General features: G+C 71.7%; 1 protein-coding gene and 1 pseudogene. Both read right to left on the bottom strand.

Features of this window, described 5'->3' with window-relative positions; all coding sequences use genetic code 11:
• Positions 1 to 188: pseudogene (locus tag ACK4SE_RS13935) on the bottom strand (signal recognition particle protein); the annotation flags it as partial.
• A 2-nt stretch (positions 189 to 190) separates the two neighbouring features.
• Positions 191 to 484 (bottom strand): signal recognition particle receptor subunit alpha, encoded by a 294-nt coding sequence (locus ACK4SE_RS13930; RefSeq protein WP_409693905.1) that lies wholly within the window; start codon positions 482 to 484, stop codon positions 191 to 193.
• Positions 485 to 745: the final 261 nt, after the last annotated feature.

Below are 745 nucleotides of genomic sequence, written 5' to 3'. Positions count from 1 at the left end.
CCGTTGCCGGGCTCGGGCGCGAAGACGGGCACGCCGACCCGGCCGCCGTTGACCTGGAGCTGGTTGACCGCGTTGGGTCGCTGCAGGTCGCAGGCCACCAGCAGCGGCGTCTTGTCCTGGTCCTTGAGCCACAGCGCCAGCTTGGCCGCCAGGGTCGTCTTGCCGGCGCCCTGGAGACCGGCCAGCATGATCACAGTCGGGCCGGTCTTGGCGTAGCGCAGCCGCCGAGGATGGTGACGAGCTCCTCGTTGACGATCTTGACGACCTGCTGGGCGGGGTTCAGCGCCCCGCTGACCTCCTCGCCCCGGGCCCGCTCCTTGACGGCCCCCACGAACTCCTTGACCACGGGCAGGGCGACGTCGGCCTCGAGGAGTGCGATCCGGATCTCGCGCGCGGTGGCGTCGATGTCGGCCTCGGACAGGCGGCCCTTGCCACGCAGGTTCTTGAAGGTGTCGGCGAGGCGGTCGGAAAGGGTGGCGAACAAGTCGGGTATCTCCTGGGTCGGAGCAGCGGTCGTCGGGCAGCAGTCGGCAAGCAGCGCTCGTCGGGCGGAACGAGCCCCCAGCCTAACCGGGCCGGGTGGCCCGGGTGGACCCAGGCAGTCCCGGTCAGGGCCCCGTGCCGCCCTCCCCGGGTCCTGGCCAGGAGCTCGGGGTGACCAAGCCGGCCTCGTAGGCGCCGATCACTGCCTGGGTCCGGTCGCGCGCCCCCATCTTGGTCAGCACCGCGCGGACGTGGGTCTTCA

Origin of the sequence: Brevundimonas sp. (genome assembly GCF_046293315.1) — a bacterium.
Taxonomy (GTDB): domain Bacteria; phylum Pseudomonadota; class Alphaproteobacteria; order Caulobacterales; family Caulobacteraceae; genus Brevundimonas.
This window is presented reverse-complemented; position numbering and strand designations above follow the sequence as displayed.